General features: G+C 64.4%; 34 protein-coding genes. 13 read left to right on the top strand and 21 right to left on the bottom strand.

All coding sequences use genetic code 11. The features are described from left to right. Positions 1 to 37: 37 nt before the first annotated feature. The 5 genes from trhP (at position 38) to VUG52_RS09790 (ending at position 5152) form a co-directional block, all read left to right on the top strand. Complete coding sequence (gene trhP, locus VUG52_RS09810) at positions 38 to 1372, top strand: prephenate-dependent tRNA uridine(34) hydroxylase TrhP (protein WP_262952200.1); 1335 nt, start codon at positions 38 to 40, stop codon at positions 1370 to 1372. A 142-nt stretch (positions 1373 to 1514) separates the two neighbouring features. Then, positions 1515 to 3251 (top strand): copper resistance system multicopper oxidase, encoded by a 1737-nt coding sequence (locus tag VUG52_RS09805; RefSeq protein ID WP_262952201.1) that lies wholly within the window; start codon positions 1515 to 1517, stop codon positions 3249 to 3251. After that, positions 3244 to 4149 carry a copper resistance protein B gene (locus VUG52_RS09800; protein WP_262952202.1) on the top strand — a complete coding sequence of 302 codons (906 nt, stop codon included), beginning with the start codon at positions 3244 to 3246 and terminating at the stop codon, positions 4147 to 4149. Before VUG52_RS09805 ends, VUG52_RS09800 begins: the two co-directional genes overlap by 8 nt. 137 nt (positions 4150 to 4286) lie before the next feature. After that, positions 4287 to 4715: a DUF411 domain-containing protein gene (locus tag VUG52_RS09795; RefSeq protein WP_050704934.1), complete on the top strand. Its 429-nt coding sequence runs from the start codon at positions 4287 to 4289 to the stop codon at positions 4713 to 4715. Further along, a complete protein-coding gene (locus tag VUG52_RS09790; RefSeq protein WP_262952203.1) occupies positions 4715 to 5152 on the top strand; it encodes a YqaA family protein in 438 nt (145 codons plus the stop codon). Before VUG52_RS09795 ends, VUG52_RS09790 begins: the two co-directional genes overlap by 1 nt. Before the next feature lie 54 nt (positions 5153 to 5206). On the opposite strand, the gene VUG52_RS09785 is transcribed toward VUG52_RS09790, so the two are convergent. The 11 genes from VUG52_RS09785 to VUG52_RS09735 form a co-directional block, all read right to left on the bottom strand. Beyond that, a complete protein-coding gene (locus tag VUG52_RS09785) occupies positions 5207 to 6415 on the bottom strand; it encodes a hypothetical protein (RefSeq protein WP_262952204.1) in 1209 nt (402 codons plus the stop codon). 280 nt (positions 6416 to 6695) lie between these two features. Next, positions 6696 to 7517: a hypothetical protein gene (locus VUG52_RS09780; RefSeq protein WP_262952205.1), complete on the bottom strand. Its 822-nt coding sequence runs from the start codon at positions 7515 to 7517 to the stop codon at positions 6696 to 6698. Positions 7518 to 7531: 14 nt separating this feature from the next. Next, on the bottom strand, positions 7532 to 8692 hold the full coding sequence (gene sctE / locus VUG52_RS09775; protein ID WP_262952206.1) for a type III secretion system translocon subunit SctE: 1161 nt from the start codon (positions 8690 to 8692) through the stop codon (positions 7532 to 7534). Next, positions 8682 to 9188: a SycD/LcrH family type III secretion system chaperone gene (locus VUG52_RS09770; protein WP_262952207.1), complete on the bottom strand. Its 507-nt coding sequence runs from the start codon at positions 9186 to 9188 to the stop codon at positions 8682 to 8684. Before VUG52_RS09770 ends, sctE begins: the two co-directional genes overlap by 11 nt. 8 nt (positions 9189 to 9196) lie before the next feature. Continuing rightward, on the bottom strand, positions 9197 to 10027 hold the full coding sequence (locus tag VUG52_RS09765; RefSeq protein WP_162232958.1) for a virulence-associated V antigen: 831 nt from the start codon (positions 10025 to 10027) through the stop codon (positions 9197 to 9199). A 265-nt stretch (positions 10028 to 10292) separates the two neighbouring features. Further along, the gene (gene sctV / locus VUG52_RS09760) at positions 10293 to 12392 is read right to left on the bottom strand and encodes a type III secretion system export apparatus subunit SctV (protein ID WP_050704927.1); all 2100 of its coding nucleotides are present in this window, start codon (positions 12390 to 12392) and stop codon (positions 10293 to 10295) included. After that, positions 12389 to 12718: a type III secretion protein gene (locus VUG52_RS09755; protein WP_262952208.1), complete on the bottom strand. Its 330-nt coding sequence runs from the start codon at positions 12716 to 12718 to the stop codon at positions 12389 to 12391. The genes sctV and VUG52_RS09755 overlap by 4 nt, the downstream gene beginning before the upstream one ends. A gap of 4 nt (positions 12719 to 12722) precedes the next feature. Then, entirely contained in the window at positions 12723 to 13088 is a 366-nt protein-coding gene (locus VUG52_RS09750; RefSeq protein ID WP_331832789.1) for a hypothetical protein, read from the bottom strand. Beyond that, a complete protein-coding gene (locus tag VUG52_RS09745) occupies positions 13085 to 13456 on the bottom strand; it encodes a hypothetical protein (RefSeq protein WP_050704924.1) in 372 nt (123 codons plus the stop codon). Before VUG52_RS09745 ends, VUG52_RS09750 begins: the two co-directional genes overlap by 4 nt. 2 nt (positions 13457 to 13458) lie before the next feature. After that, a complete protein-coding gene (locus tag VUG52_RS09740) occupies positions 13459 to 13743 on the bottom strand; it encodes a TyeA family type III secretion system gatekeeper subunit (protein WP_050704923.1) in 285 nt (94 codons plus the stop codon). Further along, positions 13724 to 14566: an HrpJ domain-containing protein gene (locus VUG52_RS09735; protein WP_262952210.1), complete on the bottom strand. Its 843-nt coding sequence runs from the start codon at positions 14564 to 14566 to the stop codon at positions 13724 to 13726. The genes VUG52_RS09740 and VUG52_RS09735 overlap by 20 nt, the downstream gene beginning before the upstream one ends. A 207-nt stretch (positions 14567 to 14773) precedes the next feature. Between VUG52_RS09735 and sctN the strand changes: the two genes are divergently transcribed. From sctN to sctU, 8 genes are all read left to right on the top strand, one after another. Further along, positions 14774 to 16102 carry a type III secretion system ATPase SctN gene (gene sctN / locus VUG52_RS09730; RefSeq protein ID WP_262952211.1) on the top strand — a complete coding sequence of 443 codons (1329 nt, stop codon included), beginning with the start codon at positions 14774 to 14776 and terminating at the stop codon, positions 16100 to 16102. Continuing rightward, positions 16093 to 16563 (top strand): type III secretion protein, encoded by a 471-nt coding sequence (gene sctO, locus VUG52_RS09725; RefSeq protein WP_262952212.1) that lies wholly within the window; start codon positions 16093 to 16095, stop codon positions 16561 to 16563. Before sctN ends, sctO begins: the two co-directional genes overlap by 10 nt. A gap of 200 nt (positions 16564 to 16763) precedes the next feature. After that, positions 16764 to 17399, top strand: coding sequence for a type III secretion system needle length determinant (locus VUG52_RS09720; protein ID WP_262952213.1), 636 nt, complete (start codon positions 16764 to 16766; stop codon positions 17397 to 17399). After that, positions 17396 to 18319, top strand: a complete 924-nt coding sequence (gene sctQ / locus VUG52_RS09715) for a type III secretion system cytoplasmic ring protein SctQ (RefSeq protein WP_262952214.1) — start codon at positions 17396 to 17398, stop codon at positions 18317 to 18319. Before VUG52_RS09720 ends, sctQ begins: the two co-directional genes overlap by 4 nt. After that, positions 18316 to 18969, top strand: coding sequence for a type III secretion system export apparatus subunit SctR (gene sctR / locus VUG52_RS09710; RefSeq protein WP_331832788.1), 654 nt, complete (start codon positions 18316 to 18318; stop codon positions 18967 to 18969). Before sctQ ends, sctR begins: the two co-directional genes overlap by 4 nt. 1 nt (position 18970) lies before the next feature. Next, positions 18971 to 19237 carry a type III secretion system export apparatus subunit SctS gene (gene sctS / locus VUG52_RS09705; RefSeq protein ID WP_050704915.1) on the top strand — a complete coding sequence of 89 codons (267 nt, stop codon included), beginning with the start codon at positions 18971 to 18973 and terminating at the stop codon, positions 19235 to 19237. Beyond that, positions 19234 to 20022 carry a type III secretion system export apparatus subunit SctT gene (sctT, locus tag VUG52_RS09700; RefSeq protein ID WP_050704914.1) on the top strand — a complete coding sequence of 263 codons (789 nt, stop codon included), beginning with the start codon at positions 19234 to 19236 and terminating at the stop codon, positions 20020 to 20022. Before sctS ends, sctT begins: the two co-directional genes overlap by 4 nt. After that, a complete protein-coding gene (gene sctU / locus VUG52_RS09695) occupies positions 20019 to 21065 on the top strand; it encodes a type III secretion system export apparatus subunit SctU (RefSeq protein WP_262952215.1) in 1047 nt (348 codons plus the stop codon). The genes sctT and sctU overlap by 4 nt, the downstream gene beginning before the upstream one ends. Before the next feature lie 142 nt (positions 21066 to 21207). Here sctU and VUG52_RS09690 read toward each other — a convergent pair whose 3' ends face one another. From VUG52_RS09690 to VUG52_RS09645, 10 genes are read right to left on the bottom strand one after another with little or no spacing between them, the layout of a single operon-like run. Next, positions 21208 to 21384, bottom strand: a complete 177-nt coding sequence (locus tag VUG52_RS09690) for a hypothetical protein (RefSeq protein WP_156329604.1) — start codon at positions 21382 to 21384, stop codon at positions 21208 to 21210. Further along, a complete protein-coding gene (locus tag VUG52_RS09685) occupies positions 21381 to 22016 on the bottom strand; it encodes an HrpE/YscL family type III secretion apparatus protein (protein ID WP_262952216.1) in 636 nt (211 codons plus the stop codon). The genes VUG52_RS09690 and VUG52_RS09685 overlap by 4 nt, the downstream gene beginning before the upstream one ends. Then, positions 21995 to 22609, bottom strand: a complete 615-nt coding sequence (locus tag VUG52_RS09680; protein WP_262952217.1) for a Yop proteins translocation protein K — start codon at positions 22607 to 22609, stop codon at positions 21995 to 21997. Before VUG52_RS09680 ends, VUG52_RS09685 begins: the two co-directional genes overlap by 22 nt. Further along, entirely contained in the window at positions 22606 to 23319 is a 714-nt protein-coding gene (gene sctJ, locus VUG52_RS09675) for a type III secretion system inner membrane ring lipoprotein SctJ (RefSeq protein ID WP_262952218.1), read from the bottom strand. The genes VUG52_RS09680 and sctJ overlap by 4 nt, the downstream gene beginning before the upstream one ends. Before the next feature lie 28 nt (positions 23320 to 23347). Next, entirely contained in the window at positions 23348 to 23686 is a 339-nt protein-coding gene (gene sctI, locus VUG52_RS09670) for a type III secretion system inner rod subunit SctI (protein ID WP_276554612.1), read from the bottom strand. Further along, positions 23683 to 23904: a hypothetical protein gene (locus tag VUG52_RS09665; protein ID WP_262952219.1), complete on the bottom strand. Its 222-nt coding sequence runs from the start codon at positions 23902 to 23904 to the stop codon at positions 23683 to 23685. The genes sctI and VUG52_RS09665 overlap by 4 nt, the downstream gene beginning before the upstream one ends. Then, a complete protein-coding gene (locus VUG52_RS09660) occupies positions 23901 to 24251 on the bottom strand; it encodes a YscG family type III secretion system chaperone (protein ID WP_262952220.1) in 351 nt (116 codons plus the stop codon). The genes VUG52_RS09665 and VUG52_RS09660 overlap by 4 nt, the downstream gene beginning before the upstream one ends. Positions 24252 to 24253: 2 nt before the next feature. Next, positions 24254 to 24514 (bottom strand): EscF/YscF/HrpA family type III secretion system needle major subunit, encoded by a 261-nt coding sequence (locus VUG52_RS09655; RefSeq protein WP_050704906.1) that lies wholly within the window; start codon positions 24512 to 24514, stop codon positions 24254 to 24256. Position 24515: 1 nt separating this feature from the next. Next, a complete protein-coding gene (locus VUG52_RS09650) occupies positions 24516 to 24713 on the bottom strand; it encodes an EscE/YscE/SsaE family type III secretion system needle protein co-chaperone (protein ID WP_262952221.1) in 198 nt (65 codons plus the stop codon). Continuing rightward, complete coding sequence (locus VUG52_RS09645) at positions 24703 to 25605, bottom strand: FHA domain-containing protein (RefSeq protein ID WP_276554613.1); 903 nt, start codon at positions 25603 to 25605, stop codon at positions 24703 to 24705. Before VUG52_RS09645 ends, VUG52_RS09650 begins: the two co-directional genes overlap by 11 nt. Between the last annotated feature and the right edge of the window lies 1 nt (position 25606).

Genomic DNA, 25606 nt, shown 5'->3' with positions numbered 1-25606 from the left:
GTCTTAGCATCCGCGCCTTTTGCCCCCGGTGCGCACCATGACATTTCCCGCCAAGCCCGAACTGCTCGCTCCCGCCGGCACCCTCAAGACCATGCGCTACGCCTTCGCCTACGGCGCCGACGCGGTCTACGCCGGCCAGCCGCGCTACAGCCTGCGGGTGCGCAACAACGAATTCGACCACGCCAACCTGGCCCTCGGCATCCAGGAGGCCCAGGCCCAGGGCAAGCGCTTCTACGTGGTGGTCAACATCGCCCCGCACAACGCCAAGCTCAAGACCTTCCTCAAGGACCTCGCACCGGTGATCGAGATGGGGCCGGATGCACTGATCATGTCCGACCCGGGACTGATCATGCTGGTGCGCCAGCACTTCCCGCAGATGCCCATCCACCTGTCGGTGCAAGCCAACACGGTGAACTGGGCCAGCGTTCAATTCTGGCAAGGCCTGGGGCTGACCCGGGTGATCCTGTCGCGGGAGCTGTCGCTGGAGGAGATCGAGGAGATCCGCCAGCAGGTACCGGAGATGGAGCTGGAAGTCTTCGTGCACGGCGCGTTGTGCATGGCCTATTCCGGGCGCTGCCTGCTGTCGGGCTACATGAACAAGCGCGACGCCAACCAGGGCACCTGCACCAATGCCTGCCGCTGGAAGTACCAGGCCACCCCGGCCAGCGAGAACGCCACCGGCGATATCGTCCGTGAATGCGAGCCGACCCTGGGCCTCGGCGCGCCGACCGAACAGGTGTTCCTGCTCCAGGAGTCCAACCGCCCCGGCGAAGAGATGCCGGCCTTCGAGGACGAGCACGGCACCTACATCATGAACGCCAAGGACCTGCGCGCCATCCAGCACGTCGAGCGCCTGGCTCGGATGGGCGTGCACTCGCTGAAGATCGAAGGCCGCACCAAGTCGCACTTCTACTGTGCCCGCGCCGTGCAGTCCTACCGCCAGGCCATCGACGACGCGGTGGCCGGGCGGCCGTTCGACCGCGGCCTGATGAGCAACCTCGAATCCCTCGCCCAGCGCGGCTACACCGAAGGTTTCCTGCGCCGCCACGTGCACGACGAGTACCAGAACTACCAGCGCGGCAACTCGGTGTCCGAGCGCCAGCAGTTCGTCGGCGAACTGACCGGGGTGCGCGTGGACGGCCTGGCCGAGGTGAAGGTGAAGAACCGCTTCGCCGTGGGCGACCATCTGGAGCTGATGACCCCGCGCGGCAACTACCACTTCGACCTGCACCGCCTGCGCAACCGCCATCAGCAGGGCATCGAGGTGGCGCCGGGCGACGGCCATGTGGTGTACCTGCCGATTCCCGAGCAGGTCTCGCTGGAATTCGGCCTGCTGATGCGCGACCTGGAGAGTGGCGAGGCCGCTGCCTGACAAATCTGTAATCCGCGCCTCAGGTGGCTGACAGGCGCTGGCGACGACCATCGGAGTCATTCCCGATCGCGGGGCAAGCTCCCACCGTGGGAGCGGGCTTGCCCCGCGATTGGATGGACCTTGCCAGCACCGAGAACACGCCATGCCACCGACTCCAACCCGCCGCACCTTCGTCAAGGGCCTGGGTGCCGCCAGCGCCCTGGCCGGCCTCGGCCTCTGGCGCCCACTGGCCCAGGCCGCCGAAGGCCGCCTGCCGCTGCACGACCTGAGCGGCCAGCAGTTCGACCTGTTCATCGGCCAGACCCCGGTCAACATCACCGGCCGCCCACGCAGCGCGCAGACCATCAACGCCAGCCTGCCCGGCCCGCAGTTGCGCTGGCGCGAGGGCGACACCGTGACCCTGCGCGTGCGCAACCGCCTGGACCAGCCCACCTCGATCCACTGGCACGGCATCATCCTGCCGGCCAACATGGACGGCGTGCCGGGCCTGAGCTTCGCCGGCATCGAACCCGGCGGCGACTACCTCTACCAGTTCACCCTGCGCCAGAGCGGCACCTACTGGTACCACAGCCACTCCGGGCTGCAGGAGCAGGCTGGCGTGTACGGTGCCATCGTCATCGAGCCCCGCGAACCCGAGCCGCACCAGTACCAACGCGACCATGTGCTGCTGTTCAGCGACTGGTCAGACCAGGCGCCGGAAGCGCTGATGGCCACCCTGAAGAAACAGTCCGACGCCTTCAACTACCACAAGCGCACGGTCGGCGACTTCGTCGACGATGTCGCGGAAAATGGCTGGAGCAAGGCTGTCGACAACCGCTGGGCCTGGGCGAAGATGCGCATGAGCCCGACCGACCTGGCCGACATCAGCGCCGCCAGCTACACCTACCTGCTCAACGGCCAGCCCCCGGACGGCAACTTCACCTGCCTGTTCCAGCCCGGCGAGACCGTGCGCCTGCGCCTGATCAACGCCTCGGCGATGACCTATTTCGATTTCCGCATCCCAGGTCTGAAGCTCACGGTGATCGCCGCCGACGGCCTGCCGGTGACCCCGGTGACCGTGGACGAACTGCGCATCGCCGTGGCCGAAACCTACGACGTGCTGGTCACCGTGGGCGACCTGCCCGCCTACACGCTGTACGCCCAGAGCATGGACCGCACCGGCTTCGCCCGTGGCACCCTGGCCCGCGCGGCGGGTTTGCAGGCCCCCGTGCCCGAGCCGGACCCGCGTCCGGTGCTGACCATGGACGACATGGGGCACGACGGCATGGGCGGGATGGACCATTCGAACATGCCGGCGATGGACCACGGCAACATGGCGGGCATGGACCACTCGAGCATGGCCGGCATGGCCATGATGCAAGGCCACCCTGCCAGCGAGACCGATAACCCGCTGGTGGACATGCAGACCATGGCCCCCCGAGCCAACCTGGCCGATCCCGGTATCGGCCTGCGCGGCAACGGCCGCCGAGTGCTGACCTACGCCGACCTGCGCAGCCCCTACCCCGATCCGGACGGGCGCGAACCGTCGCGGGACATCGAGCTGCACCTGACTGGCCACATGGAACGCTTCGCCTGGTCGTTCGACGGCATCAAGTTCAGCGATGCCGAGCCGCTACGCCTGAAATACGGCGAGCGGGTGCGCATCACCCTGGTCAACGACACCATGATGACCCACCCCATCCACCTGCACGGCATGTGGAGCGACCTGGAGGATGAACAAGGGCGCTTCCTGGTGCGCAAGCACACCATCGACATGCCCCCCGGCAGCCGGCGCAGCTACCGCGTCACCGCCGATGCCCTGGGCCGCTGGGCCTATCACTGCCACCTGCTCTACCACATGGAGACCGGCATGTTCCGCGAGGTACGGGTCGATGAATGAGAACCGCAACCGCCACATCGTCACCGGTGTCGCGCTGATGGCCTTGCTGGCCAGTGAACGGGCCCTCGCCGCAGGCATGGATCACATTAACCATGGCGCCATGCCGATGGACCACGGCCAGATGAACCATGGCAGCATGCCCATGGACCACAGCCAGATGAACCACGCGGCGGCCCCCCCCAGCCAACCGCGCACACCGCTGCCGGTGATCACCGATGCCGATCGCCGCGCCGCCTTCCCGCCGTTGCCGGGACATCAGGTGCATGACCGGGCGACCAACTGGGCGGTGATCGTCGACCAACTGGAGTACCAGAACTTCGAAAACAGCAGCGCCCTGAACTGGAACGCCACCGCCTGGGTCGGCGGCGATATCGACCGCCTGTGGCTGCGCACCGAGGGTGAACGGGAACAAGGCAAGACCCACAAGGCCGAGCTGCAGGCCCTCTGGGGCCATGCCATCAGCCCCTGGTGGGAACTGGTCGGCGGCGTGCGCCAGGACTTCAAGCCCGCCAGCGGCCAGAGCTGGGCCGCCTTCGGCATCCAGGGCACGCCGCTCTACGGCCTGGAGCTGGAGGCCACTGCCTATGCCGGCGAGCGACAGCAGACCGCGCTGCGCCTGGAGGCCGGTTACGCTATGCTGCTGACCAATCGCTGGATCCTCGAACCGACCGTCGAAGCCAACTTCTTCGGGCGCAACGATGCCGGGCGCGAACAGGGCTCGGGGCTGGCCGAAAGCGAAGTGGGCCTGCGCCTGCGCTACGAGATCACCCGCGCGTTCGCACCCTATGTTGGCGTCAGCTTCAACCGCCTGCACGGCAACCGCGCCGACCAGGCTCGGGAGGATGGCGAGGACATCGGCCAGACCCGGCTGGTGGCCGGGGTTCGCCTGCGCTTTTAAGGCCTGACGCCGCCCCTGTGGGAGCGGGTTTACCCGCGAATGCGATGGTGGGCTCGCTGACGCATTCGCGGGTAAACCCGCTCCCACAGGATCGGTGCTGATCAACCCGATATGTTTAGTTTCACAGGAGCTCCACCATGCTGCGCAAACACCTGCTCACACTCGGCCTGTTGGCCGTCACCGGCCTGGCCCAGGCCGCCGAGACCATCGACGTCTACCGCGACCCCAACTGCGGTTGCTGCAAGGAATGGATCAAGCACCTGAGCGACAACGGCTTCACCGTCAACGACCACGTCGAGCCGAACATGAGCGCGGTCAAGCAGCGCCTGGGCGTCGAGCCACGCCTGGCGTCGTGCCACACCGGGGTGATCGACGGCAAGTTCGTCGAAGGCCATGTCCCGGCGGAGCAGGTACGCCTGCTGACCAAGCGCAACGACCTCAAGGGCATCGCGGTGCCGGGCATGCCGATGGGCTCGCCGGGCATGGAGATGGGTGACCACAAGGACGCCTACCAGGTCATCGGTGTGACCCGGGATGGCCAGGACACCGTGGTCGCCAGCTACTGATGCTCAGCCTCGGGGCGCTGTTCCTCAGCGCCTTCGGCGCCGCCACCCTGTTGCCGCTGCAGTCCGAGGCGGTGCTGGTCGGGCTGCTCATTCGCGAACCGAGTGCCTGGGCGACCCTGCTGCTGGTGGCCACGCTCGGCAACGTGCTCGGTTCCATCGTCAACTGGCTGCTGGGGCGGGCCATCGAGCACCTGCGCGAACGCCGCTGGTTCCCGTTCAGCGCCAGCCAGCTGGAACGCGCCCAGCGCCGCTACCAGCGCTGGGGCCAGTGGTCGCTGCTGCTGAGCTGGATGCCGGTGATCGGCGACCCGCTGACCTTGATCGCCGGGATCATGCGCGAGCCGTTCTGGCGCTTCGTGCTGCTGGTCACCCTGGCCAAGGGCGGGCGCTATATCGTGGTGGCGATGATCACCCTGGGCTGGTTTCACACGGGGTGATCGGGGGAATTCGAAGGGCTGGCTGAAGCCCGCAGGCTCCAGCCAGTGTTACATTCAAGCCGCGTCGGCAGCCTGCAGGTTGCCGAGCAGGCGTGCTGCCATGTCCAGCTTCTTCTGCAACGTGTCCACGAACGAGATCGCGGAGTGGGCCTGCAACAGATTGGCCTCCATCTTGCGCTCCCCGAAGAGGTCGCCGTAGGAGTGGGACTGCCCTATCGCCGTATGGTCCAGAACCATTGAAGCGATCGCCTTTTCGGCAGCACTGCCATGTTCGGCAAGATACTCCAGGTGCTCAAACGACTGGGAGAGCGGACTGGTCGGCCGCTGCAGCGAATTCATGGTCGCGTTGAAGTCATTGCGTGTCGGCAAAGCAACCTCATCGTCAATCTTGACAAAGCCGAGCTTGACGGCCTTCAACGAAGTTGCCGGCTCAGATTGTCCGCCGGTCATCGCGTCGTAAATCGCTTCAGGCTCCACAGGCTGCGCAGTGCTCGCTCCGACCAAAGTGGCAGTCATCAGCGCAGGGGCATCGTCGCCTGCATCCACCACGACAGCCGCCACCTGCACATCAGGCTTCTGGGCGTACAACTCAATGAACTCGGCATCGACTTCTTTGACAAACTCCACCGCCGCTTCAGGCCCCACCCGCTCGGGGTCCGGAAACTCGGCAAATCGCGAAGCCAGGAATATCACCGCATCGAGCACCTTGGCGGCAGCCATCGAGTCGTTTTGCATCAGTGCGATATTGTCCGGGTACTGGGCTTCCTTCAGAGAGTATCCGCCGACGATATCGACCTCGTTGATGCTCATCTCGACCTTCAGCTCTGGCACAAGCTCGCCCAGCTTGACGACATTCGACAACAGGCAGTTGGCGTTACGCATGATATTGCTGCCCGTGAGCTGCTCCGTGTAGCTGGCCATGAACTGCTCGGTTGGCAGGTCCTCCTGCTTGGCCAGTATTCCGTTTGCCTGCGACCTCATGACATCCGGGAGTCCCTTGGCCATCTGCTCGTTGAATGAACGCATCACGTCCGGCGCCGAAGCCGCGGCCTGCGTCCCACCCGTCGCCACACCGGGACGAAAGCCGAAGAACTCGGCTATCGCAATGAACAGACGCATCAGGATGCCGCACTTCTGCGGTTCCTCGTGGCGTGCCAGGCGTTGCGCCGACTCGCTGGTTTTCACCTGTGCGCAGTCACTGCTCTCGTTGACGGGGTCCAGGTCGGCGCCACATACCCAACTGGTTGAAACCGATTCGATCATCGTGCAAACCTCATCTTGCAGCATCGTTAGGCTTGAGGAAAAGACCGCTCTCACACCCGCAAGAGCAGAGGTCTTCTCCGAAGTTTCTTGCCTCCAAATGACGGAAGCTGAGTGAACGATACCGACGCCGCGCATCGGGCCCCATCAGCCCTTATCGCCTTTTTTGCACTTTTCGACTGTCACCTACCAGACACGCTGTCCGTAGATTCGCAGACATGAAAAAGCCGCAAGGGCCAACGCCCTTGCGGCTCGCAACATCCTTTCAAACAGCCTGGTGTATTCAGGCCATGATGCCTGCCGCCCTGATCCCCTGGTTATCATTGCGCAGGATTTCCTGGATCAGCTGACGCACCTGGTCGATCATCTTCGCCAAATCATCGGTACAGCGCTGGAACAACTCCTTCTGGTTGCCGGCAACTGCGGCCTCGAGTTCCTGCTCCTTGGCCCAGACATCCTGCAGCGACTTGATCGCATGGGCGATGCCCGTGCCGAAGGCGGCGCCACTCTGGGCCACGCCATTGAGCGTGTGCAGCGTGGTGTTGCGAGTGTCGATCGCATTCTGCAGGTGCTTGACCTCGATACGATTCTCGGCGATCAGCTTTTTCGAGGCCATCACCAGCTCGCCGGGCTTGGCATACTCGGCAGCATGGCTGGCGTGTTCCAGGCCCTTGATGGTCCGCGCATCTCCCAGGTTCTTGAGCATGCCGGTAGTGCCGCTGGCCAAGGTGAACATGCCCAATGCGCCGCTGACGGCCGCCGAGGCGAACAGCGCATTGCTGGCGGTTCTCATCCAGCCGATCTGTTCCTTGCTCGCCATTACGCTGACTTCGGCCTGTGTCCTGCGCCCCTGGGCATTGCCGTCACGCACCTGCATGGCGGCCCGAAGAATGGCCAATAGGCTATCCAGGTCCTGACTGCAGGGGGTGGCCTGCGGCATATCCAGGCTTACCCGTCCTTGCTTTCCGGCAAATACCGCGCTCGCTGTTGCGCAGGGCATGGCCAGCATCGCCCACAGCGGCTGCCCGGCCTTCTGCCCCTCGGTGTCCGGCAGTTGGGCATCCATGTGGGACGAATGGTCGATAGTGGAAATGGTCAGACTCATGATTGACTCCTTGATCAGGCAATGACGTTTCGGCAAGCGATATCGGCGCAGGCCTTGCTGCGGTTGTTCAACAGTTCCAGCAGTTGCTCGAAGCGTTGCGCCTTCCCCGCGAGCAGTTGTTCAAGCGCCTTGGCCAACTGCTCGAGAAAACTGTGTCCCTGGTCCAGCAGCAGGCGCATCTCCGCCAGCTGTGCCTCGCTGCGCAGCGCCAGCCCCTGCATCACCGAACTGGCCGCCTGCCCAGCGCTGGACAGCGTGGTGGTGGCCATGCTGGCGCCGGTCAGGGTCATCTGCAGCTTGGCCCGGGTGCCCGCACTGGCGGTCGAGGTGACCCCGGTGGAGGCGACGCTCTGGATCTTCTGGCCCACCGACAGGACCGTCTGCGCGACCTTGCCACTCACCTTGCCGGCCACCCGGGCGGCGACCACCGCGAGGCTGCCGCCGCAGGTCAGCACCACCGAGGCCAGCGCCAGGGCAACCTCCACCGCCATCAGCACCGGCCCGAGGTACTTCATCACTTCCTTGGAGATATGCCCGTCCTCGGCGGCCTGGTTCAACGACATGGACACCACACCCATGACGCCACCGGCGATCATCAGCGCGCCCGCGACAGCGCCCAGGCCGGTGGCGACCATGACGCTCCCCACCACGATGGAGACGATGGCTGCGGCCCAGCCGAAAACCTTGGCGAACACGTTCGCCGTGCCGGCATCCTGGTGTCGCTGGGCCACCTCGTCCATCTTCTGCGCGTTGAGCGCCATCTGCTGGCGGTTCTGCTCGGTGAGCTGACGTACCTGCTGCAGGTTCAGCTCGGTCTGGCGAGCACCCAACCGGCTCAGCAGTTCGGTGAGGCGGATATCCAGTTCGGCGTCGGAGATGTCCCCGGCGAGTTGGCCAAGGATCAATGCACCGATATCAGGTACCGCGACCAGCACCGGTTGCATGAGGCCTTCAGCGTCGATCAGCTTATCGACTACCTGCCCCTGTAGCTGTCCCGTCGCCAGTGCCCCTGGAGGATCCAGCCGGACATTCATGTCCTGCTTGATCGTTGCGATTCTGGACGGTGTGCCGGTCTCGCCGGGCAACTGGATCGCCGCACCCGGCAGTAGCGGTTCCGATTCGGTTTCAGCCGGCATCAGCAGCGACTGCTCCACAGGCAGAAGTTCAACTCGCATGACGTACGTCCTCCTTCTGCTGCAAAGTCTCCAGCAGCACCTGCGCCTGACCTGCCAGGCCGGCATGCTCGCTGTCAACCGCCAGGATCTGCGCCTGCTCGTAGCCGCTGCGCGCCGATGCCAAATCGCCCAGGTGCTGGTGGCACTGCGCGGCATGGAAGGTAAAGCGCGGGTCCTGCGGCGCGAGCATCGCGCCATAGGCATAGGCCGGCAATGCGTCCTGGTAGCGCTCGAGGGCCTGATACGCACCTGCCACGCCCAGAAACGCCCGGGGGTCATAATGGTCGAGCGCCGCCAACCCCTTGAACAGCGTCAGCGCATCGTCCAGCCGACCCGCCTGGTAGAAATTGAACGCCTGGGCATAGAGCGTTTCCAGTTGCGCCGCACAGACTCCGCGCAGCATGGCGAAGGTGCCGCCATCGCCGAAGAAGCGCTCGATCGCATCGACGTTGTTGCCATCGGTATCGTGGCCAACCATCTGTTGTACTGCCGTCATCACCTACCTCAGTTCTGCAGAATCTTGGACAGCATCGAGAACCAGGTCTCGACGAACTTCATCATCACCTCGGTGGAGGTGGTGTAGCGCGACCCCACGTCGTTGAGCAGGGTGGTCTGTTCGGTCACCTTGTCGTTGACGATGCGGGTACGGTCGCTGAGGGCCTGGGAGAAATTGGCCAGCGGGTTGTTGTCCTTGTCCCAGGCGTACTGCGCCTTCAGGTCGCTCATCGGCCCGCTGACCTTTTGCAGGCGGCCGCCGTTTTCACTCGACGCAGCGGCAGATTGCGCGCCCTCGAGGAAATGCCGCACCGTGACGACCCCGGCCGACTGGAACGTATCCAGGCTCGAGAGCAGTCGGCGCTCGGGGCTCTTCTCCCAGCTGTCCGCGTCAAGGTCGTAGAGCTTGCGGTCGAAAAGGTTGAAGCCATCGTCTTCCAGCTTGAAGGTGCCCTTATCGGCCATAACCACGTTGACCTTCGACTGGATCACGCTGAAGATCTTCAACTCCGCCGTGAGGCACTTGAGCTGCTCGCTGAGCTCGGTGCGTTCGGCCTTCTGCTTGCGCATGCGCAGGCCCATCGCCGCCATGACCAGCTCGTCCATGCGCAGGCGTTCGCCCAGGTTCTGCAACTGCAGAGGCGCCCCCGGTAACCAGCTGGCATAAGCCTCAAGCAACTGGCAAAGCGCATCGACATGCTGCTCAGGCAACGGTTGCGCCAGCAGGCTCTCGAAATAGGGACGATTCTGGGCCAGGCGCGCCTGCCCTTCACTCCCCAACAACTTGCCAACGACCTGCTCCCAGAGTTCCGGGTTCAGTGGTTGGCCTTGGCCGTCCACGGCCACGATCCTGTGTCGATTCAGGACCTCGTCCAGCTGCTTGAAATCCCCCCAGTTTTCCACCGGTGCGACACGATCTACCTGCGGCAATGGGACAGGGCGACTACTTGCTTCAATAGAACTGCTCATCATCTATATCCGTTTGGCCAGGTACCCGTATTGGGGTACATGCAGATGAAGTCTATTGAAGGGCGAGCGACCCTTCCGTCAGGCCCGGCCGCGATTTTGTAGTTTCCGAATAACGCGTTCTGACGCCCGATGAGCGTCAGCCGATGCGCCCCAGCGGCTGGATATTGATCTGCGTGGTGAGCTCCTGGAACGACAGCACCGGCAAGTCGAAATAGATGCCCTCGACCAGTTTGCGTACATAGCGGCGGATATCCATCGACACCACCAGCACGGGCCTGGCCTGAACATCCTGCAGATCGCCCACCATGGCTTTCACCTGGGCGAGAAAGGCGTCGCTCTGCGCCGGTTCCAGGGCCAGGTAGCTGCCGGCGCTGGTCTGGCGGATGCCGTTGCGGATCATCTCCTCGACCTTCGGATCCAGAAGGTAGGCCGGCAGCAGGTTGTGGCCGCTGGCGTACTTGTAGCAGATGTAGCGCTTGAGGCTGCTGCGCACGTATTCGGCCAGCTGCACCACATCCTTTTCCTTCTGCCCCCATTCCACCAGGGCCTCGAGGATCGAGCGCATGTTGCGGATCGAGATGCCCTCGCCCACCAGCCGCTGGAACACCTCGGTGATGCGCTGCAACGGCAGGATGCGCTGCACTTCCTTGACCAGCTCGGCATAGCCCTGCTCCATCTGCTCCAGCAGGTAGCGGGTCTCCTGGATGCCGATGAAGTCCCCGGCGTACTCGCACAACACCTGGGACAGGTGCCAGGCGAGCACCTGGTCGATCGCCAGGAAGGCGCATCCGGCACGCTCCAGACGCTCGCGCTGGGCCTGTTCCACCCACAGCGCCGCACGCCCTGGTTGCAGGGCTTCACCTTCCTCGTAGGGCACGTCGATGAGCGCCAGCTGGCTGGGCTTTTCCTGGACCATCAGTCGCTCCGGCATCAACCTGCCACGCGCCACCGGCACCTCCTGCAACAGGATGCGATACTCGCCCGGACCGAGTGCACTGGTGAAACGCAGGCGGATGCCGGGAAACGGCACGCCATGCTCCAGGTACAGCGCCTGACGGACCCGCGCCAGCTCGTCGTTCAGCGAAGCGGCTTCCAGTGCAGCCTGCAGGCCGCTGTCCACGTCGATGAGCAACGGCACAGTCAAGGCGAACGCCTGCGTATCGGCAGCCGACTTCGCCTTGCCGGAAGGCTTGAGCGTGGGCGCGCCGGCGCCATTGGCCAGCAACGCCGGCAGGCCACCGCTTTGCTGCCGACCGTCCTCCTCGATACGCCGTTGGCGGATCGCCCACCAGCCACCGCCCCCAACCAGTAGGGCCAGGGTAAAGAACGTGACCGTCGGAAAGCCCGGAACAAGCCCGAACAACACCAGCAATGCGCCGCCGATCATCAGGGCCTTGGGTTGCGCCATCACCTGGTTGCCGATGTTCGCCCCCAGGTCGCGCGCCCCTTCGCCGTCGCGGGTGACGATAACGCCCGCGGTGATGGCGATCAGCAGCGCCGGCACCTGGCTGACCATGCCATCGCCCACGGTGAGCACCGCATAGAGCTGCAAGGCGTCAGCCGCGCTCATGCCCTTCTGCATCACGCCGATGGCCAGACCCGCCAACAGGTTGACCACGATGATCACCAGCCCGGCGATGGCATCGCCCTTGACGAACTTCATCGCCCCGTCCATGGCCCCGTACATCTGGCTGGCCTTCTCCACCTCGCCACGGCGCTCGCGGGCCTCGTTGACGTCGATGACCCCGGCGCGCAGGTCGCCATCGATGCTCATCTGCTTGCCCGGCATGGCATCGAGGGAAAACCGCGCACTCACCTCCGCCACCCGCTCGGCGCCCTTGGTGATGACCAGGAACTGCACGATGGTGATGATCAGGAACAGGATGCAGCCCACCACCAGGTTGCCACCCACCACGAAGTCGCCGAAGGTCTGCACGATCTGCCCGGCGTCAGCCTCCAGCAGGATCATCCGCGTGGTGCTGATCGACAGCGCCAGGCGAAACAGCGTGGTGACCAGCAGCACCGAGGGGAACACCGAGAAATGCAGCGGCGAGACGACATACACCGACATCATCATCAGCACCACGGCGATGGTCATGTTCAGGGCGATCAGCAGGTCCAGCAGCAGCGGCGGCAACGGCAGGATCATCATGAATACCACCGCCAGCAGCATCACGGCCAGCATCAGGTCCTTGCGCGCGCCGATATGGCCGAGCATGCGGGTCAAAGTGTTCATGAGCGGTCCTTGCGTCGCAGGTACTCGGCGAAATTGGCTTGAGCCTGCTCCAGCCGGCCCGCCATCTGCTGCGCGTAGCTCAGGCACAGCCACAGGGGCGCCTGCTGCTCGCCGGCGTCACGCAGCGCCAGGCACTGCTGCTCGGCCCGCGCCCAGTCGCCCAGTTCCAGCGCCGCCACGACCGAGGCGCGCCGTCCGGCCAAGTGATCGGGGTCAACCCGCAGCAGCACCTCCAGCAGGGTTTGCGCGCCTCCAGGTCGACCACATCGCAGGTGCAGCCAGGCCAACAGCTGCAGGACATCACGCTGTTCAATCGTCAATTGCATCTATTCATACCTTGAGCAAAAGGTTCGCGTAGCACGCCAGCGTGTGCCGATCGGCCAGCAATGCTTGCAGCAGTACCGCCGCCTGGCGGTCCTCGTGGGCCTGGGTTTTCAGGAGTTGCTCCACCAGTGAGCCCAGTGTCGTGGCGAAACGCTGGGGGTCGTACAGGGCTCGCAGCTCGTGTTCGGGAGTGGCGTACGACAGGCGCAGGCGTGCCATCTGCTGCTGCGGGTAGAGGTCACGCAGATGAGCCTGCACGGGTTGTCCCGGCATTGGCAGCGGTTCACCCGCCGAGCGAGGAAGCGCTGTGTCGACGGCCAATGATGGCAGCCACAGGTCATGGAGCTGCCCGGCTCGCTCGATCACGCTCATGCCGTAAGCACTTCGGCGCGCACCCACGACAGCAGCCGGTATGCTTCATGCAGGAGCTGTTCGGTCACCCGGCGTTCATCGAGGCTAACCAGCAGCGCCAGACAGTCGTCCGGCAGCAGGCCGCAACGCAGCAGTTGACCAGGTGCCTGGTGGTCATGAACATGCCTGAGCGCACTCGACAGGGCACGCTCAAACAGTGTTCCATGCACGGTAAAGGTCAGCCAGAGCGTCAACTGCCCTGCCTGTCGCTCAAACTGCAGGACACCGATTTGCGAAAGTTCCAGTCGCTGAAAGGTCTCCTGCGGATGCGTCAGAACCACTCCCTGATCGCGGCAGAACCGAGCGATGGCGTCAGTACAAGAATCCATGCTCATTCCTCCTGCACACCTCGCAACGACACCTCCTCCTCGTCAATGACCAGGTCCATGGTCAACTGACAGACCGCCAGCAGATGTTCGCGCTGGGCCTCTTCCCTGAAAACCTGCAAGGGCAACAGGCGAAAGATCCGCCGCAGTTCACGCAGACAGTGAACACGTTGAGCGCCAGGGGCGAGCGGCAGCGCGGTGAGCAGGCGCAGGATGTCCTGCTCGGTTACCCAGCGTTTGTCGATCAGCGCCAGCAGGTCGCTGACCAGGTCAGAAGGCCCGTACGCCACTGGGCTCTCCGGCAAGCTGGCGGAACAGCGCGAGCGTATCGCCTTCCAGTTTCTTGAGGGCCTGCACCAGCCTCATGTCGCTGATGACCTGCTGCAGCTGGTTGCTGTCCAGATGCGAGGACGGCCCACTGATATGACTGGCCAGGCCGTTGAGCATGAACTGGGCGATATCACCGATGGCCGCGTCGCCGAAGCGTGTCCGCAGGTCGTCCCAGGCGTGCCTCAGCCCGCGATAACCGCACAGGAAGTCGCGATAAACCTCGCGCAGCGCGGCCACCTCGGCGACACCCTGCTCCTGGGTCGCCTGGGCCAGCGGACCGATCTCGATTCCCAGCGCGATCGCCTGGCCCTGTGTTTGCGCCATGCTTGCCATGACCTGGTCCAACGTGTCGAGCGCCCCACTGCCGTCAGCCGTCTTGCCCAATGCGTCGCGGGCATAGGCCAGGGCCAGGTAGCGATGGCAGACCTCGCCGGAAAAACCATCCAGGCGTGCTTCCAGCTCGCCCGACGTCAGGCTGGGATGCTGACGCAACCAGGCCACCAGTTCCTCCAGGGCGCGGCGCTGGACGTCCGGCACCTTGGCCAGCATCTCCTCGGCCGCCTGGCCCGTCTGCAACCCATGCTGGCGCGCATCGGTGACGCGGCTGCGGGTACTGAGTCGGGCATTGGCCAACGACGAGAAGGCCATCGACACCTCCTCCGCCATCTCGGCCTGCTGCCCCATCGGGGTCACTTGCCGCGCCTGAAGGGTTGCCAGCGTCTCCCAGCCGCCCTCCATGGCCACCCTCGGGTCAACCCGGGCAAAGCCGATGACTTCGCTCATCCCCACCTCACATCGAAATAAATGAATGAGCGGCATGCTAGCGGCAAGCCAACCGCCGCACTGTCAGCGTCGGGCGCTTCTTTTTAGCTGGCCGGCGCGCGCAACACGTAGCGACCGGCATCTAAAAACATGCGACTCACAGTGAAATCCGTCTCCGGGCAGACTCCCTAGAATGCTCGCCTTCATTCACGCACCCATATCGTTCCCATGTCGCCATCGCTGCTCCAGATTCCCCAGACCCTGAAGTCTGCCGTGAACGGCGCCACCCTGGTCCAGGTCAACGGCAAGGTCTCCCAGGTCACCGGTACCCTGATCCGTGCGCTGGCGCCCGGGGTGCAGGTGGGCGAACTGTGCCAGCTGCGCAGGCCCAACCATGAGCAGACGCTGCTGGCCGAGGTCATCGGCCTGCAACAGGACCAGGCGTTGCTCGCCCCTCTGGGTGACATGCAGGGCCTTTGCACGCGCACCGAGGTCTGCCCCACCGGGAGCATGCATCGCGTGGGCGTGGGGGATCATTTGCTGGGAACAGTGCTCGACGGCCTCGGCAACCCGCTCGACGGCAGCATGCCGGCCACACCGCAAGCCTGGTACCCGGTGCACCGGGATGCGCCGGCGCCCTTGAGCCGCAAGCTGGTCGACACACCCTTGAGCCTGGGCATCCGTTGCATCGATGGCCTGCTCACCTGCGCCGAAGGGCAGCGCGTCGGCATCTTCGCGCCTGCCGGCGGCGGCAAGAGCACGCTGCTGGCCTCGCTGCTGCGCAACGCACAGGCCGACGTGATCGTGCTCGCCCTGATCGGCGAGCGCGGCCGCGAAGTGCGCGAGTTCATTCACCATGAACTCGGCGAGCAAGGCCTGCGCCGTGCGGTGGTGGTAGTCGCCACGTCAGACCGTCCGGCGATGGAGCGGGCCCGGGCGGGCTTCGTCGCCACCACCGTGGCGGAGTATTTCCGCGACCAGGGCCGCAAGGTCCTGTTGCTGATGGATTCGCTGACCCGCTTCGCCCGTGCCCAGCGGGAGATCGGCCTGGCCGCCGGTGAGCCGCCTACCCGGCGCGGCTTTCCGCCGTCGGTGTTCGCCCAGTTGCCGCGCCTGCTCGAACGTGCCGGGCACTCGGACAAGGGCTCGATCACCGCGCTCTACACCGTGCTGGTGGAGGGCGACGACCTGAACGAGCCGATCGCCGAGGAAACCCGCTCGATCCTCGATGGCCATATCGTGCTGTCGCAAGCGCTGGGAGCGGCCAACCACTACCCGGCCATCGACGTGCTGCGCTCGGTCAGCCGGGTCATGCACCAGGTGGTCAGCCCTGCCCACCGCGCCGCCGCCAGCCAGTTGCGCCAGTGGATGGCGCGCTACGAGGAGGTCGAGCTGCTGCTGCGGGTCGGCGAATACACCCGAGGCCAGGACCCGACCGTGGACCTGGCCATCGACAAGCGCGATGCCATTCGCTCATGGCTGTGCCAAGCACCGCACGAACACAGTTCGCTGCAACAGAGCCTCGAACAACTGCTGGAGATCGCCCGGTGCCCTTGACCGCCCTGTTATCCATCAAGCAACGCCGGCTGCACCGGGCCGAGCGCGAAGCGCGCACTCAGCAGGCCCGCTTGCAGACGGCCCAGGCGGACAAGGCGCAATCGCTCGAGGCGCACCTGGCGTATCGGCGCTGGTCCCTCGAAGAGGAGCAGCGCCTGTTCGATGCGCAGGTGGGCCGCCTGACCAATCTACATGGCCTGGAACACTGGCGTCGGCAGGTCGGCCTGCTCGGTGAGCGCGAAGCGAGCCTGCGTGGCCAGGTGGTGGCCTGCGAGGACGCGCTGATGCGCCAGCACTCGGCACGCCAGCAGGCGCAAGCGAAGCTCGCCAAGGCCAGCCAACAGTTGGACAGTTTCAAGCAGTTGCACGAGCAGGCTTCCCGGCAAGCCGCTCGGCGCACAGAGCACAGCCAGGAGCTCGAAGTGGAAGAGCGCCATGCCCAGCGAGGTTCGCCATGCTGAACACCCTGCCTGTCCCTGCGCTGCCGGACAATCCATTGCCTGACACGCCTGGACCTGGGCCTTGCAACGAGCAGCGACTGTTGTTCGAACACCTGCTGGAAGTTCCACGGCTCAAGTGCAGGGCACCACAGGATACTGGCCATCGACCTGCCCGGGACCAAGCCAGGCCTGAACGCCCTATCACACCGCTAGTCCTGAACATGGCTGCCTTGATCGCAAAGTGCCCGCCCGCCTGCGCAGCAGAACGACCTGCGCTGATCGAGGACGTCATCGAGCCCTCCCTTCCGGAGCCAGTGCCAGCGATACCTGATGTAGTCAAGCCAATCTCGTTGACCGAGGCAAGTCGTGCCGAGGCAGACCCTCAATCCGTCCACGACAGTACCGACAACGTGCCGGATCGCCTGCTACCCGGTGATACCGACCCAATCCTTGCGCCCCCTGCCCCATCGAGCGAGCGCCCCCTGATCGACAGGGTCCTGCCATCAACTGTCGTTACCCCCGTCCAGGATCTGCAGACGCTTGTGGAGCGCCTGCAATTGCAACTGTTCGCCCGCAGGACTGGCACCCGCGAACAGGCCCTGTTGCAGGTGCAGTTACCTCAGCTGGGCCATGTCGAAGTACGCATGAACCCTGCGAGCGCTGGTCTGCAGGTAGAGATCCAGGCTGCGCCTGCCACCCTGCGGCAATTGCAGGTGGCCGGCACGGACCTGCTTGAACGCCTGCAACGACTCGATCCCGCACAGGCGGTCAGCCTCGGCTTCGGCGCAAATGGCGACAGCCAGCAAGGCTCGCGCAACAAGCGCCATGTAGAGGACGAAGGCTGGCCTGAACCATGAGTACACCGAACTTGCCTGCCGCCCACGCTCAGGAGCTGCGCTTGCAGCAGTTACTGAGCCATCACCAACCCCATTATGCCGACGATCAAGGGCAGGTCTCGCTGAGCGTCAGCGTTCCCGGCGATGACCTGGATCTGGCCGTGCTGATCGATTGGCATGGCGTGCAGGCTCGTCTGCTGTGTCGTCGGCAACAGCTGGCGCAATGGCTCGCACCGCAGTTGCAGGCCGCCGACTTTGCCAGCCTGCCCAGCGCACTGCAGTTGGCGGTGCTGCAACGGGACACACCTCGCCTACCCGGCCTGCAATGCCTGGGCATCGAACCGGCAGACGCCATCGACCGCACACCCGGTCTGCAGGTGACGCTGAGAAACGCGCAAGGCCTGCTGCCCTGCTGGGTACAAGGCGACAGCGAGCACCTGTTGGCGGCCTTGCCACGGCGTCCACTGCGCGAACGCCTGAACATCCAGCTCAACCTCTCGCTGCAGTGGCGCCCCCTCGAAGTGACGTTGCACGACCTGCGCGACCTGGGCACGGGCGACATCCTGCTGCTGCCTGCCGGTACGCCAAGCTCCCCGCGACTGCTGGGCGTACTCGAGGGGCACCCCTGGGCCGAACTGCAACTCGACGACACACACCTGGAGCTAGTCCGCATGCACGATACCCCCCCTGTGACCGACACCACGCTGGAAGCGCTGGAGCAACTGCCCATCCCGGTCAGCTTCGAAGTCGGGCGCCAGACCCTCGACCTGCACACGCTGTCGGCCCTGCAACCTGGAGCGCTGATCGAGCTGCACAGCCCACTGGATGCCCAAGTGCGCATCCTCGCCAACCAGTGCTGCATCGGCACCGGCCTGCTGGTACAGATCGACGGCCGCCTCGGGGTGCGCGTCGACCGCCTGCTGGAACAGCAACCGACATGATCCAGCTGCCGGACGAACTGAGCCTGATCCTCGGCCTGGCGCTGCTGTCGCTGGTGCCCTTCATCGCGGTCATGGCCACCTCGTTCCTGAAGATGGCCGTGGTCTTCTCGTTGCTGCGCAATGCCCTGGGCGTCCAGCAGATCCCGCCGAACATGGCCCTGTATGGCCTGGCGATCATCCTCAGTATCCACGTCATGGCCCCGGTAGGCATGGCCACCTACGACTACCTGAGCGCCCATCAGACCACCCTCGCCGACGCCCGCTCGGTCGAACGCTTCCTCGACGAAGGCATGACGCCGTTTCGCAGCTTCCTTGATGGTCAGGTCAACGAGCGCGAGCGCGCCTTCTTCCTCGATAGCGCCCGCCAGCTATGGCCCAGCCGGTACGCCGAACGGGTCGATGGCAACAGCCTGCTGGTGCTGCTGCCGGCGTTCACCATCAGCGAGCTGAGCCGGGCCTTCGAGATCGGCTTCTTGATCTACCTGCCCTTCATCGCCATCGACCTGATCATCTCCAACATCCTCCTGGCCATGGGCATGATGATGGTCTCGCCCGTGACCATTTCGCTGCCCTTCAAACTGCTGCTGTTCGTCCTGCTCGATGGCTGGGGGCGACTCTCCCATGGCCTGGTGCTGAGCTACGGAGGCTGACATGGGCAGTACCGAAGTCCTGCACTTCGCCAGCCAGTCGCTGTGGCTGGTGCTGGTCCTGTCCCTGCCGACGGTGCTGATGGCCGCGCTGGTCGGTACCCTGGTTTCCCTGGTGCAGGCGTTGACCCAGGTGCAGGAGCAGACCCTCGGCTTTGTCGCCAAGTTGGTGGCGGTGGTCGTCACCCTGTTCGTCACCGCCGACTGGATGGGCGGCGAGTTGTACCGCTACACCGACCTGGTGCTCAACCGGATTCCCTCGGTGCGATGACGGTCCAGGCGCTTGAACAGATGCTGCTGGGCTTCAGCCTGATCCTGCCCCGGTTGTTCGGCTGCTTTGTCCTGCTGCCGATCCTCGGCAAGCAGGTGCTGGGCGGCGCGCTGGTGCGCAATGGCGTGGCTTGTTCGCTGGCACTGTTCATCTACCCCTGCGTGGCCGACACCCTGCCCGCCGAACTGGACGGGTTGCAGTTGGGCCTGCTGATCGGCAAGGAAGTGCTGCTCGGCCTGCTGCTGGGCTTCGTGGTGGTCATCCCGTTCTGGGCCCTGGAGGCCTGCGGTTTTCTCATCGACAACCAGCGCGGCGCCACCCTGGCGTCCACCCTCAACCCGCTGCTGGGCAGCCAGACCAGCCCCACTGGTGCCTTGTTGGCGCAGACCCTGGTTACCCTGTTTTTTACCGGCGGCGCCTTCCTGGGGCTGCTGGGGGCGCTGCTGGGCAGTTATGCCAGCTGGCCGCTGGCAAGCTTCTACCCGCACATCGGCAGCCAATGGAACACCTTCTTCCTCGCCCAGTGCGACTACCTGCTGACCCTGTGCGCACTGTTCGCCGCACCGTTGCTGATCGCCATGTTCCTCGCCGAATTCGGCCTGGCCCTGGTCAGCCGCTTCGCGCCGTCGCTGAACGTGTTCATCCTCTCCATGCCGATCAAGAGCCTGGTCTGCAGCGCGCTGTTGGTACCGTACCTGTTCCTGCTGATGACATTGGCCGAGGATCAGGTGTTCATCGCGCTGGCCAAGGTACGTCTGCTCGGTCCGTTGCTGGAGCAACCATGAGCACCGAAAAAACCGAACAGCCCACACGAGCGAAATTGCGCGATGCGCGCCACAACGGTCAGGTGGCCAGGAGCAAGGAACTGGTCTCCACGGTGCTGATCCTGAGCCTGGTTGCTTTGCCCATGGCTTTTCCCGACTACTTTCTCGGGCATCTTGGTGAGCTGATGCTGCTGCCCGCGCCCTTGATCCACCTGCCTTTTCGCCAGGCGCTGGAGCTGATGCTGGAGCAACTGCTGCATGAGTTGCTATGGCTCACCCTGCCGTTCCTGCTGACGGCGGTACTCGCCGCCATCGCCGGCAACCTGCTGCAGACCGGCTTCGTGTTCAGCGGCCAGTCGCTGGCACCGGACCTTAAGAAAGTCAGCCCGCTGGAGGGCGTGAAGCGGATCTTCTCGGTCAGGAACCTGCTCGATTTCCTCAAGTCGTCGCTCAAGGTGCTGCTGCTCGGCGCGCTGGTGCTTGGCCTGCTCAGCGACCACCTGCGCACGCTGCTGCGGGTGTCGTCATGCGGCATCGAATGCGTCCTGCCGTTGCTGGGCAGCCTGATGGGCCAGCTGATCGGGGTCTGCGCCGTGGGCTTCCTGGCGATCTCGGCGGCCGACTATGGCCTGGAGCGCTGGCAGCATCTCAAGCAATTGCGCATGAGCAAGGAAGAGGTCAAGCGTGAACACAAGGAAATGGAGGGCGCCCCCGAGCTCAAACGCGAGCGCCGCAAGCGCCATCGCGAAATGCAGAGTGGCACACTGCGCGCGGATGTCAGGCGCTCCTCGGTCATTGTCGCCAACCCGACCCATATCGCCGTGGGGCTGCGCTACAGGGCCGGGGTAACGCCGCTGCCGCTGGTTACCCTCAAGTACACCGACGAGCAAGCCCTGCTGGTCCGGCGCATCGCCGAGGAAGAAGGGATACCGGTGCTCGAACGTATTCCCCTGGCCCGGGCGCTGTTCGCGGATAGCTTGGTGGAGCAGTACATTCCAGGCGACTTGATTCAGCCCGTCGCCGAGGTGATTCGCTGGTTGCAGGCGCAGGAGGAGATGGCATAGATAACGTAAACCACAGGCAAACCAAGGTCCCTGTGGGAGCGGGTTTACCCGCGAAGCAATTGCCGCGGTGGTTGGCACCAGCTTCGCTGGTGTTCGCGGGTAAACCCGCTCCCACAGGTCCAGGACAATGGAGACGGGAGCGCTAGACCAGAATTCCCCGCTGCGGCAATGGTCGGCGCACAAGTAAGGTATCTGCGCCACCTCTCGCCGGATTTCCTGCAGGCTGACGAAGCTGTGTCCAGAACACCTGGAGCAACGCATCGCGCTCCTGATCATCGCGGATCGCCCGCTTGGCTGCGGCCAGCACGGCTTCATTCATGGTGTTTCAGCCTCATCATCAAGGTGCCGTTGCGTCAGCGCCCGCTGCAACGCAGCCAACTGCCCTTCGATACTGGCATCGATCACACAGCCTGCGGTCTCCAGGCGGCAGCCGCCTCGCGCAAGCCTGGCATCGGCGCATACCTCGACCGGCCCGACCTCGGGATACAGTGCGAGCACTTCATCCAAACGCTGGCGAACCTCAGGCAACTGATCGGGCCTTACGTGCAGCAACAACGCTTCCCGTGGCTGAACCTGCGCCAGCGCCTGACGGGTCGCGGCCAATGTCAGCTCGATATCAGGATATTCCCCCAGCACCTTGCACACGGCCTGGCGCACCACCTCGCTCATCTGCCGGTCGGCCTGGCGATAGAACGCTTCGCAGCGCACGCGTGCTCCATGCAGCAACGCCGCCTGTTCGACGGCGGCCATTTCCAACCCGATCTCCCGCCCTAGCCGCTGATGCTCCTCGAGCACCGCATCGGCCCGGGCATCGATGTCCCGGGCACGCTGACGGGCATTTTCGGTCAGTACGCTGGCATCGAGGTACTGCTGATAGTCAGCGCTGCGCACTACGTTGAGGCTCGGGTCGATCATGGGCCGGGCCTCATTCAATTCAATAAATGGCAACATTCCGGGCTCCTGTCTCGGGCGACTTTCAGGCAAAGGGTGCGGGCCAGGTCGCGTAGTTCATCGTCCATCGGCCAAGTCGGCACCAAGGTCACGCCGGGCAGGCGCAGGTTCAGACGCCGAGCGAACCCCGAATCGACCTCGCCGCATGCCTGCAACCAGAACGCCAGGCCACATCCGGGCAGGTACGCGTCCAGGTCATCGGCTGGCAGCGCCTGTTGCCAGCCCACAGGCCAAGTGCCGATGACGAGACGCCACGTTTCCAGGCAATAGCGCAGGCCCTGTGGGTCGAGTGCCGCCCGCAACCGCGCCTGACCTGACCGGTCGAGTACTTGGCGGATGGCCTGGCCATGCAGCAGGCCACCCAAGCTTGCCAACACCCGCTCCAACGCCGGCTGTGAAAACAGGGCCAGCCTACCGAGTCGTTCTGGCAAGTCGAACGACTCGCACAGCTCCAGCACCGACATCAGCCAGCCGTTGACCTCGCGACTCTCCCGCCAGTACGGCAAGGCCTGAGCCATCTGATCCAGCACTTCGGGACAATGGGTCAAGTGCAGGTAGTGCGCCGGGCAGTAGCGAAACTGAAACTCGGTCATGCTCGCTGACGCCACCACAGGTACTGCGCCAGGTTGCTCAGCACCAGCACCCCGAGCAGCACGCCCAGCAGCGCCACAAGGCGCCAGCGCGAGCCTTCCAGAACCTGCACCGAAAACAGCGTGACATGGCGCAGGCCCGCCAGCGGTTGACGCGCCTGGTTCGATGGCACCAGCACCACACTGATCCGCTCGTAGTCCAGGCCTTCGATACTGTTGCTCAACAGCTGCTTCATCTGCCCGATGTAAAGGTCCAGCGCCGCATCCGCCGCGTGCTTGATGAAGATCGACGCCGACGCCGCACCGGCTTGCGGACGCAGGCCGTCACGGGGTTCCGGCAACACCACATGCACCCGCGCCACCAGCACGCCATCGATCTCCGACAGGGTCCGCGACAGCTCCTGGGACTTCACATAGGTCAGCCGCGCCTGTTCCTCCAACGGCGAGGAGATCAGGCTGTCCCGGGGGAACACGTCATTGACCGTGGAGAACATCTCCCGCGGGTAGCCCTGGCGCTTGAGCGCCGCCACCGCATGGCCGATATCGGCTTCGTCGATCAGGATCTTCACCTTGCCGTCCTTGTCCTGGGCCTTCACCGCAGCGATGCCCTCGGTGTCCAGCACCGCGAGCATTTCGTTGGCTTCGCGCTGGCCGAGGCCGAGGTAAAGCTCGACCCTGCACCCGCCCAGCGCCAGCACCACCAGAAGCAGCATGCACTGCCATGATCTTTTCACAGGGCACCTACTGGGCTTTCATGAGGGTTTCGATGTTCTGCGTGGTGCGCCCCACACCCTTGGCGATCAACTCCACCTGCAGGTTGCTGCGGATCAGCGCCCAATGGGCCTCCATCAGCGCCACGGGATCGCCCGTGCCAGACACCAGGTTGGCCTGCGCGCCCTGCCTGGCCTCGGCATGCTGCTGTTTGAGCAAACCGACCTGATGCAACAGTCCGTCCCCAGGGCTATCGGCAGCACCGGACAACGCCTGCTCGAACTCGGCCACCTGCCGGGCATCGACAGCCGGTGCCGACAGGGATTGCAGATCGGTGACCATCAGGGATATCTCGGCAATGCCACTCATGCTTGGCCCTCTACCGTGAAGGAGTCATTCAGCAGGTCCATCGCCATGGCGAGTACCTGCAGGTTCATTTGTTGCGTCAGCGCCAAGGACGCCTGCTCGCGGTGCTGATGTTCAACCAGGCTTGCCTGGAATTGGGCGGCGTTTTGGTCGGCGTGGGCGGGCAACGGGGTCAGTGCGTCTTGCGTGCCGGACACCAGCATCGAGGTCAGCGGACTCATGCCACCACCTGGGCCCGCATGCCCTCGGCGAACCTGACCAGATCGGCGTCCTGGCTCTGTATCATGCGGTCGAGCCGTCGCTCCAGCGCGGCCATGTAACCCAACTGACGCTCACACAGCGCCAACCACGGTTCAATGGACGGCCAGGGCGCCTGGTTGCCCTCTGCCAACGCCTCCTCGCACCGTCCCTGCCCCATCAGGCTGGCAATGCGTATCGCACAGGCAGCCTCCATCGTCGCCGCTTCCCGGGCAAGCCAGTGCGCAATGGCCAGCGCCTCTTCATGATGGCGATGCTCGACACCCAGCAAGCCAAGGCGAGCCAGCAGATTGTTCACGGAATGGTTCATGCTCAGAACTTCTGCAAAATGCTGCTGATGGTGTTCTTGAAGGTCTGGCCCAGCGTCGCGTCGACCTGGAAAACGTTCGACCAGATATTCGAGCGATGCCGCATGTCCGCCAGCAACGCGGGATCGTCACTTTTCTCGTTGAGCTTCTGCAGGGCGTCGAGCACCGCCTTGTTGGCCTGTTGCGCCTGCTTGACCATGCCCTCGTGGACCATGTCCATGGTGTTGCTGGTGCCGTCGTAGAAGCCGCTGCTGATGTTCGTCATTTCAGTGTTCCTCTAGTTTCTCGAGTATTTTCAAGGCGGCTACAAGGGCTGCCAGTTGTTGGTGCAATACCTGGAACTCGGAAGGTGGCAGCGGCTCCGACAACTGCCTGGCACAGGCCTGCCGTGCGTGCTCCAGCACCGAGAACATTCGCGCCTGCTTACGCGGATCACGCACCTCCCACATGAGTTCATCCATCATCTGCCGGTCTCTCCTTCAGGTTGATCACGTAGTCACGACCGCCCTTGCTCAGCGTGATTGCCTGCCCATCGATCGCCAGGATGCGAATGCCGGAGGGCATCAGGGCGCCCACTGGGTAACGGCGGTTATCGCTCAGCGTCACGTAGGGCAACCGCCCCAGCGAGACGCCTCGAATAGGGAAATCGAGTTTCGCGGGCGCAGGTGCCCTGCCCTCGTCGATCAACCGTAACGATGGGTGGTCGCCGAATGCCTCGCGGTACTGTCGCTGCAGGCTCTGGTAGTCCTGAAGCTGGCGCTCGCGCAACGCCCCGTGCAGCACCAGAGTGTGTCCCTGGTCGGTCACGCTCAAGGTGTCCTCCAGGCGCCATTCGCGCAGCAGTTGCGCCAGCCGCGTCCGGGCTTGCTCCTGGGGCTGGGTCGGTTGCTCGACGGGCTCTAACACTGCCGTTGGCGTGTCCTGTGCCTCAGCGTCGGCAATCAACAATCGCGTGAGCAGCACGAGCAGCAAAAGCAACCCGGCACCCGGCACCATGAACCAGCCGTGGCGCAAGCCTGGCCGAGGACGCTGCGCGGGAGGCCACTCGGCGAACATGTCGTCTTGATTGCAGAAGGCCCACTGCAGCGGACCGCAACATTGAGTCGCCAATGCCTGGAGTTCGGCCTGCGCTGCCACCTCCCGTCCATCCTGGGTGGGTGCTTCGCTCGAACCCCACTCCAGCAGGCGTATGCCATCGGGTTCTACCATCAGCACCAGGTGAATGGCGGCAATGCCCGTATCCGCCAGGACCAGGTCGGCCTGGGCCGGATCGGTGCCGATGACCACCCGCCCAGGCATCAGGGACACCTCGGCGCCGGCATTCAAACCGCTGTAGACCCGCAGTTTCCAGGCCATG

Origin of the sequence: Pseudomonas sp. LH21 (genome assembly GCF_036549575.1) — a bacterium.
GTDB classification, from domain to species: domain Bacteria; phylum Pseudomonadota; class Gammaproteobacteria; order Pseudomonadales; family Pseudomonadaceae; genus Aquipseudomonas; species Aquipseudomonas peradeniyensis.
This window is presented reverse-complemented; position numbering and strand designations above follow the sequence as displayed.

Coding starts and splice junctions, on each gene's coding strand:
- VUG52_RS09720 (WP_262952213.1), top strand. CDS start 16,764: ATGGCTGCCTTGATCGCAAAGTGCCCGCCCGCCTGCGCAGCAGAACGA.
- VUG52_RS09770 (WP_262952207.1), bottom strand. CDS start 9,188: ATGACGGCAGTACAACAGATGGTTGGCCACGATACCGATGGCAACAAC.
- sctR (WP_331832788.1), top strand. CDS start 18,316: ATGATCCAGCTGCCGGACGAACTGAGCCTGATCCTCGGCCTGGCGCTG.
- sctT (WP_050704914.1), top strand. CDS start 19,234: ATGACGGTCCAGGCGCTTGAACAGATGCTGCTGGGCTTCAGCCTGATC.
- VUG52_RS09785 (WP_262952204.1), bottom strand. CDS start 6,415: ATGATCGAATCGGTTTCAACCAGTTGGGTATGTGGCGCCGACCTGGAC.
- sctS (WP_050704915.1), top strand. CDS start 18,971: ATGGGCAGTACCGAAGTCCTGCACTTCGCCAGCCAGTCGCTGTGGCTG.
- VUG52_RS09645 (WP_276554613.1), bottom strand. CDS start 25,605: ATGGCCTGGAAACTGCGGGTCTACAGCGGTTTGAATGCCGGCGCCGAG.
- VUG52_RS09735 (WP_262952210.1), bottom strand. CDS start 14,566: ATGAGCGAAGTCATCGGCTTTGCCCGGGTTGACCCGAGGGTGGCCATG.
- VUG52_RS09660 (WP_262952220.1), bottom strand. CDS start 24,251: ATGAACCATTCCGTGAACAATCTGCTGGCTCGCCTTGGCTTGCTGGGT.
- sctI (WP_276554612.1), bottom strand. CDS start 23,686: ATGAGTGGCATTGCCGAGATATCCCTGATGGTCACCGATCTGCAATCC.
- VUG52_RS09650 (WP_262952221.1), bottom strand. CDS start 24,713: ATGATGGATGAACTCATGTGGGAGGTGCGTGATCCGCGTAAGCAGGCG.
- VUG52_RS09685 (WP_262952216.1), bottom strand. CDS start 22,016: ATGTTGCCATTTATTGAATTGAATGAGGCCCGGCCCATGATCGACCCG.
- VUG52_RS09745 (WP_050704924.1), bottom strand. CDS start 13,456: ATGGATTCTTGTACTGACGCCATCGCTCGGTTCTGCCGCGATCAGGGA.
- VUG52_RS09750 (WP_331832789.1), bottom strand. CDS start 13,088: ATGAGCGTGATCGAGCGAGCCGGGCAGCTCCATGACCTGTGGCTGCCA.
- sctJ (WP_262952218.1), bottom strand. CDS start 23,319: ATGCTGCTTCTGGTGGTGCTGGCGCTGGGCGGGTGCAGGGTCGAGCTT.
- VUG52_RS09780 (WP_262952205.1), bottom strand. CDS start 7,517: ATGAGTCTGACCATTTCCACTATCGACCATTCGTCCCACATGGATGCC.
- VUG52_RS09805 (WP_262952201.1), top strand. CDS start 1,515: ATGCCACCGACTCCAACCCGCCGCACCTTCGTCAAGGGCCTGGGTGCC.
- VUG52_RS09800 (WP_262952202.1), top strand. CDS start 3,244: ATGAATGAGAACCGCAACCGCCACATCGTCACCGGTGTCGCGCTGATG.
- VUG52_RS09755 (WP_262952208.1), bottom strand. CDS start 12,718: ATGCAATTGACGATTGAACAGCGTGATGTCCTGCAGCTGTTGGCCTGG.
- sctQ (WP_262952214.1), top strand. CDS start 17,396: ATGAGTACACCGAACTTGCCTGCCGCCCACGCTCAGGAGCTGCGCTTG.
- VUG52_RS09690 (WP_156329604.1), bottom strand. CDS start 21,384: ATGAATGAAGCCGTGCTGGCCGCAGCCAAGCGGGCGATCCGCGATGAT.
- trhP (WP_262952200.1), top strand. CDS start 38: ATGACATTTCCCGCCAAGCCCGAACTGCTCGCTCCCGCCGGCACCCTC.
- VUG52_RS09680 (WP_262952217.1), bottom strand. CDS start 22,609: ATGACCGAGTTTCAGTTTCGCTACTGCCCGGCGCACTACCTGCACTTG.
- VUG52_RS09795 (WP_050704934.1), top strand. CDS start 4,287: ATGCTGCGCAAACACCTGCTCACACTCGGCCTGTTGGCCGTCACCGGC.
- sctE (WP_262952206.1), bottom strand. CDS start 8,692: ATGCGAGTTGAACTTCTGCCTGTGGAGCAGTCGCTGCTGATGCCGGCT.
- VUG52_RS09655 (WP_050704906.1), bottom strand. CDS start 24,514: ATGACGAACATCAGCAGCGGCTTCTACGACGGCACCAGCAACACCATG.
- VUG52_RS09665 (WP_262952219.1), bottom strand. CDS start 23,904: ATGAGTCCGCTGACCTCGATGCTGGTGTCCGGCACGCAAGACGCACTG.
- sctN (WP_262952211.1), top strand. CDS start 14,774: ATGTCGCCATCGCTGCTCCAGATTCCCCAGACCCTGAAGTCTGCCGTG.
- sctU (WP_262952215.1), top strand. CDS start 20,019: ATGAGCACCGAAAAAACCGAACAGCCCACACGAGCGAAATTGCGCGAT.
- VUG52_RS09790 (WP_262952203.1), top strand. CDS start 4,715: ATGCTCAGCCTCGGGGCGCTGTTCCTCAGCGCCTTCGGCGCCGCCACC.
- sctV (WP_050704927.1), bottom strand. CDS start 12,392: ATGAACACTTTGACCCGCATGCTCGGCCATATCGGCGCGCGCAAGGAC.